The 9,229-nt window shown below is 69.9% G+C and carries 15 protein-coding genes; 3 read left to right on the forward strand and 12 right to left on the reverse strand.

Annotated features, from left to right (window positions below):
• Positions 1-94 precede the first annotated feature (94 nt).
• The 7 genes from BM093_RS33475 to BM093_RS33505 are packed head-to-tail and all read right to left on the reverse strand — an operon-like array spanning position 95 to position 4,498.
• Positions 95-730: a hypothetical protein gene (locus BM093_RS33475; RefSeq protein ID WP_093357142.1), complete on the reverse strand. Its 636-nt coding sequence runs from the start codon at positions 728-730 to the stop codon at positions 95-97.
• Complete coding sequence (locus tag BM093_RS33480; protein ID WP_093357179.1) at positions 727-2,547, reverse strand: type IV secretory system conjugative DNA transfer family protein; 1,821 nt, start codon at positions 2,545-2,547, stop codon at positions 727-729. The genes BM093_RS33475 and BM093_RS33480 overlap by 4 nt, the downstream gene beginning before the upstream one ends.
• Positions 2,547-3,161 carry a DUF2637 domain-containing protein gene (locus BM093_RS33485; RefSeq protein WP_093357145.1) on the reverse strand — a complete coding sequence of 205 codons (615 nt, stop codon included), beginning with the start codon at positions 3,159-3,161 and terminating at the stop codon, positions 2,547-2,549. The genes BM093_RS33480 and BM093_RS33485 overlap by 1 nt, the downstream gene beginning before the upstream one ends.
• Positions 3,158-3,646: a hypothetical protein gene (locus BM093_RS33490; protein WP_093357149.1), complete on the reverse strand. Its 489-nt coding sequence runs from the start codon at positions 3,644-3,646 to the stop codon at positions 3,158-3,160. The genes BM093_RS33485 and BM093_RS33490 overlap by 4 nt, the downstream gene beginning before the upstream one ends.
• A complete protein-coding gene (locus BM093_RS33495) occupies positions 3,643-3,903 on the reverse strand; it encodes a hypothetical protein (protein WP_093357153.1) in 261 nt (86 codons plus the stop codon). The genes BM093_RS33490 and BM093_RS33495 overlap by 4 nt, the downstream gene beginning before the upstream one ends.
• A 33-nt stretch (positions 3,904-3,936) precedes the next feature.
• Positions 3,937-4,242, reverse strand: coding sequence for a WhiB family transcriptional regulator (locus BM093_RS33500; protein ID WP_093357157.1), 306 nt, complete (start codon positions 4,240-4,242; stop codon positions 3,937-3,939).
• On the reverse strand, positions 4,229-4,498 hold the full coding sequence (locus tag BM093_RS33505) for a helix-turn-helix domain-containing protein (RefSeq protein WP_093357161.1): 270 nt from the start codon (positions 4,496-4,498) through the stop codon (positions 4,229-4,231). The genes BM093_RS33500 and BM093_RS33505 overlap by 14 nt, the downstream gene beginning before the upstream one ends.
• Positions 4,499-4,642: 144 nt before the next feature.
• Here BM093_RS33505 and BM093_RS33510 point away from each other — a divergent pair, with 144 nt between their 5' ends.
• Positions 4,643-4,990, forward strand: a complete 348-nt coding sequence (locus BM093_RS33510; RefSeq protein WP_093357164.1) for a winged helix-turn-helix domain-containing protein — start codon at positions 4,643-4,645, stop codon at positions 4,988-4,990.
• A 142-nt stretch (positions 4,991-5,132) separates the two neighbouring features.
• The gene (locus tag BM093_RS33515; RefSeq protein ID WP_093357166.1) at positions 5,133-6,518 is read left to right on the forward strand and encodes an NsdA family TPR-like regulatory protein; all 1,386 of its coding nucleotides are present in this window, start codon (positions 5,133-5,135) and stop codon (positions 6,516-6,518) included.
• Here the strand turns inward: BM093_RS33515 and BM093_RS33520 are convergent.
• Together BM093_RS33520 and BM093_RS33525 are read right to left on the reverse strand one after the other, a co-directional pair.
• Positions 6,512-7,291 (reverse strand): phosphotransferase family protein, encoded by a 780-nt coding sequence (locus tag BM093_RS33520; RefSeq protein WP_245773982.1) that lies wholly within the window; start codon positions 7,289-7,291, stop codon positions 6,512-6,514. The two genes, BM093_RS33515 and BM093_RS33520, sit on opposite strands and share 7 nt — an antisense overlap.
• Before the next feature lie 192 nt (positions 7,292-7,483).
• On the reverse strand, positions 7,484-7,732 hold the full coding sequence (locus BM093_RS33525; protein WP_093357170.1) for a hypothetical protein: 249 nt from the start codon (positions 7,730-7,732) through the stop codon (positions 7,484-7,486).
• 83 nt (positions 7,733-7,815) lie between these two features.
• Here BM093_RS33525 and BM093_RS33530 point away from each other — a divergent pair, with 83 nt between their 5' ends.
• Complete coding sequence (locus tag BM093_RS33530; protein ID WP_093357173.1) at positions 7,816-7,998, forward strand: MerR family DNA-binding transcriptional regulator; 183 nt, start codon at positions 7,816-7,818, stop codon at positions 7,996-7,998.
• Between the two features lie 125 nt (positions 7,999-8,123).
• On the opposite strand, the gene BM093_RS33535 is transcribed toward BM093_RS33530, so the two are convergent.
• From BM093_RS33535 to BM093_RS33545, 3 genes are all read right to left on the reverse strand, one after another.
• Entirely contained in the window at positions 8,124-8,366 is a 243-nt protein-coding gene (locus BM093_RS33535) for a hypothetical protein (RefSeq protein ID WP_093357175.1), read from the reverse strand.
• 270 nt (positions 8,367-8,636) lie between these two features.
• Positions 8,637-8,900, reverse strand: a complete 264-nt coding sequence (locus tag BM093_RS33540; protein WP_143105687.1) for an Rv3235 family protein — start codon at positions 8,898-8,900, stop codon at positions 8,637-8,639.
• 17 nt (positions 8,901-8,917) lie between these two features.
• On the reverse strand, positions 8,918-9,229 hold a 312-nt coding region (locus BM093_RS33545; RefSeq protein WP_143105688.1), incomplete at its 5' end, for a transposase.

Consider the following 9,229-nt stretch of genomic DNA (forward strand, 5'->3'; position numbering starts at 1 on the left):
GGACCCCACGTCTTCCGCAGCAGCTACCCGGATTGCCCGTTATGGGCGTGTCGTTGCGCCGGCCCCGCCGATCTTGTTGAGATCACTTCATTGGTCATCGGTGGTTCTTCCGGTGCTGTTCTCGCTCGTGACGAGCGGCGGCGAGGAGTTCGTAAGGCGTCGGCTCGGGCAGGCGACGGCCGTTGGTCCATGAGTGGGCGATGCCGGATGCGGCGTCGGGGAGCGGTGCGACGGGCGGGACCAGGAGGGTGCTGTCCGGGGTGTGGAGCGCGAGCTCGCATCCGCCGACCGCAGCGTGCAGGCGGCGGACGACGCCGGGCCGGAAGCGATCGTGCCAGTCCCCGATGCGTGACCAGGAGCCGGCGGACTCATCGAATGCCGAGGCGTACGCGCCATGGAGCCACCACAGCTCCTCGACGACGGCTGGGTGCCAGAGCCAGCAGGACGGGAGCTCGGCGTCCGGATACCAGAGGTAGACCGCCTCGACCCAGGACATGAGGTTCTGCAACCCGCCCGTGGCGACGTCCAGGTCGGAGACGCCCAGCCAGCCACCCACCGGGCGGCCGCCCTCGCCCGCAGCGGGATCCGAAGCGCCCGCTGACGGGTGGGAACGGGCGAGAGTGGTGACGTCGGCGGCGAGTTGGCGAACAAGGGTCTCGAGCTCGCCCACCCGCCGTTGGGAGCGTTCGAGCGCCCGGGCGAGCGCCTGCAGCGTCGGCGCGTCCGTCATGTCCGTCGCTCCGAGATCGAGACGACGTTGTCGGCGTCGACCACTGGGGGCGCAGGCCGGTCGCGACGAGTCGAGTGCGCGTCGTGCACCCGACGAGCGAGGCCGGCGAACCGATCCGGCCACCGCGAGGCGAGCGCGTCGGGCAAGCCTTCCATCACGGCGTCCCACCGGGCTCGAAACCGCAGGCTTCGCCGGTCGGCGCGTTGGGCCCGCGCGTGGGCGCGGACGTCTCGGCGCCGCCACGCCATTCGGACGTGGCCGACCACGGGTGGGATGCCCCGCCGGAACACGACGGCCGTCCCCGCGGGAAGGTTCGCGATCTGCGACGGCGCCAGCACCGGGACCCTGCGGACCGTTCGCGAGTAGGCGCGACCGTGCATGTCGGTCGTCGTGACCGGCTCGTCGCGCTCGCCGGCAAGGGTCGACCAGAACGCTAGGTCGTCACGGTCGCGGGTGCCGCCGAAGACCATGACGGACGCGGCGTTGTTGAGGATGATCGCCCCGCCGGTCTCACCCCAGCGGGCAATCACCTGGGCTCGCGACTGGAACGCAGCAATGATCGTGACGCCTCGGCCGCCCATGTCCGCCGTCCACGACTGCAGGGGCACCGGCGAGATCAGCGCGGCCTCGTCGAGGGCCAGTGTGAGCGGCGGATCGAGCCGTCCGCTCGGACGAGTCGCCGCGAGCCGACGAGCTTCGCGGGCGACGTATCCGGTCAGGGCGCAGACCAGCGGCGCCGCCTGGGTCTCCTCCGCACCGAGCAGGTATACCGTCGCGCTCGAATCCAGCAGGTTCGCGACGACGAAGGGGTGGGCACCGCTCGCTGCGGTCGAGGCCGCGGGCGAGGTCAACCAGCCCAGTGCGGGCATGATCGTCGAGGTGATCGAGGTCCGGGTGCGATCGTTTGTCGCGATGAACTGGGTCGCGTCCTGGACGAGCTCCGGTGACGGCGAGGAGCGCAGCAGGGAGGTCACCTCGCGTTGCGCGCCGTCCGGATCGGCGACCCATCGGAGGACTTCGCGCATGGTGAGACCCTCCCCCAGCGCCGCGGCATGCATGAGTGCCGCCAGGACCCGGCGGGCCTGGGCGTCCCAGAACTCGCGATCGTGTCCCGCGCCGACGCCGGCACCAAGGAGATCCCCCGCCCGCTCCGCCGCCGTGACGGGGTCCGCGCACCCGGTCAACGGGTCGAACGTGATCGTCGACGGGTGGCCGCCAAGACCCACGGCATTGAACACGTACACCGGTCCCCGCCTCGCGCGGAGTGGGCCGGTCAGCTCCAGCAGATCGGTGCGGGTCGAGGTCACCAACAGCGCGCCTTGCGCATCGAGCACCCGCCCCGCCAGCCAACCGGTCTTGCCGGTGCGGGGTCCGCCGAATATCAGGGTGACGTCCTCGACGGAGGACCAGACCAGCTGGATCCCGACCCTGCACAGCTCGATGCCGACGTCGACGGCCTTGATCGCTCCTCTGACCGACCGCGGCAATGCCGTGAGCTCGGGACGCACCGACGACGCTTTGCGGCGGACGGCCGATCCTGACGCGACCCGCGCAATGTCCACGGAGGACGCGACTCCGGACTTCCGCCGCGACCGCGCCCCCCATCGTGTTACCCGAGATGCCGTCCGGCTGCGCAGATGCCACGCCGTGCCGCCCGCAAGCAGGGCTGGCACGGTTAACCACCAACCCAGGTGACCGACCAAGCGCCACAGCACCAGCACCCCGAAGAGCGCCAGCGCTCCGCCCAGCCACCGCGCACCGCGGCGCCAGGCAAGCGCCGCACCGACAACGGCAGCGACCAACAGCACCATCGTCATCACGCCCCCTCCCCCGCGCCGGTGTGCCGCGATGCGGCGAGCAGCTGCCTGGCCTCGTGCTCGCTGACGCCCAACTCCTTGGCCAACCGACGTCGTCCGATGCCTTCGGCGATCAGCTCCGAAGCCCTGTCGCTCGACGTCGGCGGGGCGGGCGGCGCCGTGTCCCACCAACTCGTGGGCCCGTCGTCGTCGAGCTCCGGAACCACCGACTCCTCGTCGACCACAACCGGTATCCGACCGAGCAGGACGGCGAGATGGACGACGGCTCCGAGGACCGCAGGCGCGATCCCGGACACTGCAACCACCACCCACCACGGCGGTTGCAGGCCATAGGCCTCGAGCGCGTGGCCGAACGCATTGGCGACGACCGACAACGCCAGCAGGCTGAGGGCAAGAGCGCGGGCAAAACGCCGCGCCACGTCGCCGGCCCAGACACCGAGCCACACGATCGATCCGCCCGCGGCGCCGGCGTCGACGACGACCGGCAGCAGCCATGCGATCCGGGAGTCGAAGCCGCACTGACGCGCCAGGTCGCGCAGCGAGGAGAAGGACAACACCGCGGCGGCTGCGGCGACGACGCCGAGGATCGCCAGCAGCCAGGTTCGCATCGTCATGGCTGACGTCCCCGGTGCAGGCGGACGCACTCCTTCGCGTGGCCGGACTCGTTGTCGGACACGTACGCCTCGTAGGGCCCGGAGTCGACCACCCGGCCTCGGCAGCTCGCGCAGGTCCAGCGTGCGGTCGGCCGCCAGATGGGACGTTGCCGCTGCACCGCCTGCCCCTCGACGACCACCTCGAAGGCCATCTGGGCCGGGTCCCCGTGGTCCTCGCCGAGACCGAGCGCCGCGGCGATGTCGTGCCACGACCGTCCGGCGGCGCGCGCCTGCACTGTGTGGTTGTAGAGCTCCGCCCGGCCGACCGACTGTACGAAGGCCGCCGCCCGTACCCCGGCCAACGGATCGTCGAGTTGCCGCGCAGCGAGCACCCCGGGACCGGCTGAAACCTCGACGACGGTCGCGCCGAAGACGTCGCACGCAATCCGCCGGATGTCGGTGGACTGCCGGTAGCGGGCAAGTCGCGCGGCCTCCTCGCCGTTCACGCCGGTCTCCTGCCCTGATCGGCCACTCTGGTCACCCCATCCGATCCCTCCCCGTTCAGGACGGGCGTCGCCGCGCCGTCCACCGTGCTCACGAACTGCTCCACCGCGCCCGGGACGCCCTGCCCCAGTGGGGTGGCCACGAAGAGCGCGAGAGCGATGAGCGAGAAGACGACCGCGCCCGCGGGCACCCGCGCCTTCGCACAGATGAACGCCCCGAGCAGCGCCAGGAAGATGGCCACTCCGATGCCGGTCGCCATGACCGATCGCTCCTTCCGAGGTGTGCACCCGTGTCATGCCGGCCGTCGTGCGGCGCGGGGAACGGCGAAACCGTCGTCGCGGAGGGACCGAGCGAGAGCTCCCCGCTCCCGGGCGGTCATTCCGCCCCAGATTCCATGCGACTCGCCGCGCCGAATCGCCGTCGCCAGGCACTCGTCCCGGACCGAGCACGACCGGCAGATCGCCTTGACCCGCCCCGCTGACTCGCGCTCCTCGGGGAAGAACAGGTCGGCGTCGACCTCGCGGCAGCTCGCATACGACTCCCAGTCCGGATCGACCTGTCCTCCGAACAGGGCTGCGTAGACCTCAGCCCCGCTCATCGGGCCCGCCTCCTGCGGCGGCGGCCGTCCACTCGGCGACGTCGACGAGTCGGCGGCCCTCGACCGCAGCCTCGGTCAGCGCTTCGAGAGCCTTAACGGGAACGACGATCCGTCCGCGGATGCGAAGGGCAGGGAACTCGCCCGCCTGGATCGCCCGGTAGACCGTCATCTCCGACGCGCCGAGCATCTGTGCCGTCGCCGCGACGCTGTAGAACGCCGGTACGGCCGTCTGTGCGCCGCCCTGCTGATTCCTCATCGGGTCTCCTCCCGATCGCGTGCATCAACTATATGCACATAGTGTTCTTGTAGTACAAGGCTGGATGACACGCCTGTGGATGACTGCCGGCCCGTAGGGCACGGGTCGCCGGGCACAATGCCAATGCCGACATGAGGAGGGCGGGTGGCCAGGACACCGAAGTACCAGCAGGTCGCCGACGACCTCCGTCGCAAGATCCAGGACGGGACCTACGGGATCGGCGAGCTACTGCCCTCGACCTCCGCGTTGATAACCAGCTACTGCGTGTCCGTGACCGTCGCGCGGGCCGCGATCAAGCAATTGCAGAACGACGGCGTCGCCGAGGGGCAGCCCGGCAAGGGCGTCTATGTCACCGCTGAACCACGACCCGTCGCGCCCTCTGCCGAACTCGTCGAGATCACTCGCCGGATCGATGCCCTGCGGGAGGCCCTCGACTCGGCGATGTCCGAGTTGGACGCGCGAGTGTCGAAGCTGGAGTCGCGCCGACACTGACAGCGAAACCCAGCCCCTCGATCCCCTCGCCAATCCGCCGCGTCCGCTCTTCGTCCACGCCTTCCACTCTGACTTCGACGAAACGGCCACGGCAGGGCACACAAGGAGGCACACTCGGACGCCAGGGCACGAAGGGGGTTCAGTGGCGGGGAACGAGCAGCTCAGGGCATTGCTGTTCGAAGCAGGCTTCCTGGATCGTGATGGTCAGATCGGACGCAAACGGTTCGCAAGGGCCGTCACGGACGCAGCCGTCGCCCGCGGGCTCCGCCGGACGTTCACGCACACCTACGTCGGCCGCTGGCTCAACGGCGCGATTCCCCGGGACGAGGAGACGCGAGCCTTCATCCTGCAAGCGATCGGCAGCCGGCTCGGGAGGGTGGTCCATCCCGACGAGGTGGGCTTCGGCACGGGCCCTCACGTCTCGCCCGACATTGGGCTGGCCTACCCGAACGGCACAGACGACTCGGCCGCATCACTCGCTGCCCTGCTTCAAGCTGACCTTGCCGAGTCGCCGGCCATCGTCTCGGCGGCGGTCAGTCCGTCAGCGTGGAGCGATGCCTCGCTGTCCTGGCTGGTGAACACCCGAAGCCCTCGCGAATGGCAACCTCGGTCGATCGGCGCCGCAGACGTCGATCGCCTGCGACAGACCCGGCTGAGCTTCGACATGCTCGACAATCGCTTCGGCGGTGGCCACGCCCGCCGCGCGCTCGTCGTGTACCTCCACGACGACCTCCCGAAGCTGTTGCGCGCCAGCGCCACTTCCGCGGTCCGCCAAGAAGTTCTGGCGGCCAGTGCCGAGATCACCCAGCTCGCCGCCTGGGCGTCGTACGACATCGGTCATCACGGTCTGGCTCAGCGCTACTTCATCCAGGCTCTCGGCCTCGCCGACGCAGCGGAGGACCGGAGCCTGGCTGCCAGCATCCTGGATGCGATGAGTCACCAGGCGACCTACCTGGGGAAGTACCGGGAAGCTGCGAACCTTGCCCGTGCCGCATCGCTCGGCACAGAGGGTCTCCGCGTTCCCATTCTGAGCGCCCACTTCCACGTCATGGAAGCACGCGCACTCGCCATGGCGGGCGACGCCGCCGGCTGCGACGCCGCACTTGGAACGGCGGCTGCGGCCTATGCGCGGCACTCCCCCGGCGACGGCCCGGCCTGGATCCAGTACTTCGACGAGGCAGAGTTCGCCGCCGAGATGGCGCACTGCAACCGAGACCTCGGACGTGCTACCGAAGCCAGCCGGTGGGCGTCGAAGGCACTGGCCGATGCGAGCGGGGAGTACGCCCGGAGCGACTTCTTCGCGACGATGGTGCTCGCCCATTCGCAGCTCGACGCCGGCGAACCGGAGGCCGGTGTCATGACGGCGTTGAACGCCCTCGAGCTCGGCGAGACGCTCCGCTCAGCACGCAGCGAACGCTACGTCGACGAGCTGCGGACGCGGCTGGCCCGCTTTCACGGCGCGCGCGTCCTCACCGACTTCGCCGAGCGCGCTCGTGCACTGAGGCTCTGGGCGCCACATGCTCAGTAGGCCGACCAGTCCCGCCGACTCGCGCCGGTCCGGATCGCGGCAATCCGCTTGGCCGCCTCAGCCGCGGACTTCTCCGAGTGCGCGGCCTGCTTGCTCAGCCACGCCGTCATCGCGATCTCGCGCATGTCCGCCAGCTGTTCGTAGCCCTCCCAGTCGCGGAGGTCGTGGCCGTAGACGTCCACGAAACGCCGATATTCCTCGGGGCTGTGCCAGCCGAGCCGGTCGGCGAACAGAGCCGTCTGAATAAGGTCCCATTCGCGCGGCCCGGTCGCGAAACTGTCCAGGTCGATCAGGACCGGTCGGTCGTCGCGGTCGAGAATCACGTTGCCGACATTGGCATCACCGTGGATCACACCGCGCGGGAGTGCGAAGGGCAGGCCAGGGAAGCTCTCCCGGGCCCACGAGTACCGCTCTCGCAGGAAGGACTTGTCGGCCTCGGCGAGTCCTGGAAATCCGGGCACTGCGTCGTCGGGATCGCCGAAGGGCCGCAACTCCGGGAGTTTGAGCTCGGCCGGCGCGGCGAGCTGGTGTAGATCCCTGATGAGTGCTGCGACGTCGTCGATCTCTGCGTAGCGCTCGTCGTCTGCCGCTGACTTCCAAAAGGTCACCACGCGACCGTCGGTCTCGATCGGCTGCTCGACGTCGATGACCCGTGCGGCCGGGAAGCCGACGCTCTCGAGCCATCTCGCGACGGCCACCTGCCTCGCGGCACCATCGACCGGTACGCCCGGGCGTGAGACCCGGGCGATGACCTCGTCCGGGAGCCTGAACACTGCGTTCGAGCCGTAGCGAATGAGAGTGGACGGATCGTGGGCGAGCCGCGCTGCGGAGGCAGCCTGCTGTAGAGCGGGGGCCGGGTCGTCGCTCTCGCGCTCGGCCGCCTTGGCGTCGCTGATCGCGCACCTCGAATCTCTTGTCGGAACCGCCGCCGTCGTACCCCGAGCCTAGGTCGGGGCGCGCCGGCGTCAGTCGGTCGGATAGATGCGCCGTGTGAAGGACACAGATTGCTCGACACCGTCGACGAACCAGGCGACGGAACGCCGCGTGCCCAGCCGGCCCACGTGAAAGCTGGTGACCGAGGTAGACAGAACTCGATCATCGCTGGAGCGCGACTGGGCATATGTGCGCGCCTCCCCCTCGGTGCGAAAGACGATCTCGACCGCGCCGACGTCATCGGCCTTGGTCGCATGGACGGAGTAGACCGTGTCCGACACAGCACCTCCCATAGTTGCGTCAATCTACGACACAATACGACAGAAGCCGCCAGAGCGGTGATCAGCTACTTAGCCTGCGTGTCGTGGGCAGGCTGGTGACGAGCGGAGAGCTCGCCAAGGAGCTGGGCCTGAGCCTGCGCACGATCCAGCGCTACATCGCCGGCGGCGTGATCACGCCGGAGTTCCGGACGGCCGGCGGGCACACGAGGTGGGACCCGGACTCGGTGCGTGAGCAGCTACGGAAACTGCACGAGCAGGAGACCTGATCCGACTCGGAACGCCTCCTGTCGACGGTCGAGCAGCCGCCGAGTCCGACCGAAGCGGGCGTCGGTACGCACTCCCGGCGCAAGGTGAGGACGGCGGGGTGGATGCCGAGGGTGTTGTCATCGGGTCACCGCTCGAGCGATCGCCAACGTGACGAAGGGCCGGTCAGGTACTGGAGCGAGTCGGCCGGGACGTACTCGCCGCGGCTCATGACCGGACACAAGGCGGTTTCGTCGGAGGCGTGCGACCAGTGCGAGGCCGGGTCAGGTCCGATCCAGTCGACCGGCACCGAGGGACTGACGGGTTCATCGCGCTCGGGGCGGAACGGCTCGAACCCCTCGGCGTGGTTCTGAGTCATGTTGTCGTGCATGGCTTGTGCTCCCTGGCCGGTTGGCGGCGCGTTCGGCGGACGTCGCATCGCCGTGGGCCGGCGGGGGCGGCGTAGCGAAGCTCCGGCCGAGGTCGACGAACACTGCGGCCGTAGGCGCCCGCCGTCGCTTCGCGGCCCCGGGGCGGCCTTGAGCCCCCTGCGGTCGGGCCGCGGCAGGTTCTTCGCCGCGGCCCGACCGCGACGGCACAGCCCGACAGGTCCGCTACGCGCAGCGGCGGCCCGGCGGGAGACTCCCGCCGGGCCGCTGCCTCACAGGATCCGGAGCGTGTCGCAGACCCAGTTCTCCAGGCCGGTCAGTTCGAACGACGCCGCAACCGCTCGACGGCGCCCCCGAACGGCCACCGACGCTGCGACCTCCACCGCCCCCTCGTGCGGCTGGGACGGGTGAAAACTCAGCAACCGGACCCCGCCGGGCAGGCCACCCGGGCCGAGCGGGATCGCCCGCAGGTAGCGGATCACCCGGGGGGCGGCGATCTTCGTCATCTGGCGGGCCGGACGTCGTCCGTCGAGCATCTCCATAAGAGATGGTTTCAGAATGACTTCATGAGTTCGCGGTGACAGATCAGCGCGCAGGCGAGGTGGAGGAAGCCGAGGTGGATGTCGGCGCGGCGTTCGTAGCGGGTCCGCAGCCGTTTGAACGCGTGCAGCCAGGCGAAACCTCGTTCGATGACCCAGCGGACCTTGCCCAGGCCGGAGCCGTGCGCGACGCCGCGGCGGGCGATCAGTGGGCGGATCCCGCGCTCGCGCAGGCGGTGTCGGTGGGGGTTGGAGTCGTAGCCGCGGTCGCCGTAGAGCTCGCCGGGTCGGCGGCGGGGTCGGCCTCGGCGGCCGCGGATCGGCGG

Source organism: Pseudonocardia ammonioxydans (assembly GCF_900115005.1).
Taxonomy (GTDB): Bacteria; Actinomycetota; Actinomycetes; order Mycobacteriales; family Pseudonocardiaceae; genus Pseudonocardia; species Pseudonocardia ammonioxydans.

Coding starts and splice junctions, on each gene's coding strand:
- BM093_RS33500 (WP_093357157.1), bottom strand. CDS start 4,242: ATGAGCGGGGCTGAGGTCTACGCAGCCCTGTTCGGAGGACAGGTCGAT.
- BM093_RS33480 (WP_093357179.1), bottom strand. CDS start 2,547: ATGACGATGGTGCTGTTGGTCGCTGCCGTTGTCGGTGCGGCGCTTGCC.
- BM093_RS33485 (WP_093357145.1), bottom strand. CDS start 3,161: ATGACGATGCGAACCTGGCTGCTGGCGATCCTCGGCGTCGTCGCCGCA.
- BM093_RS33475 (WP_093357142.1), bottom strand. CDS start 730: ATGACGGACGCGCCGACGCTGCAGGCGCTCGCCCGGGCGCTCGAACGC.
- BM093_RS33505 (WP_093357161.1), bottom strand. CDS start 4,498: ATGAGGAATCAGCAGGGCGGCGCACAGACGGCCGTACCGGCGTTCTAC.
- BM093_RS33540 (WP_143105687.1), bottom strand. CDS start 8,900: ATGCTCGACGGACGACGTCCGGCCCGCCAGATGACGAAGATCGCCGCC.
- BM093_RS33535 (WP_093357175.1), bottom strand. CDS start 8,366: ATGCACGACAACATGACTCAGAACCACGCCGAGGGGTTCGAGCCGTTC.
- BM093_RS33495 (WP_093357153.1), bottom strand. CDS start 3,903: ATGGCGACCGGCATCGGAGTGGCCATCTTCCTGGCGCTGCTCGGGGCG.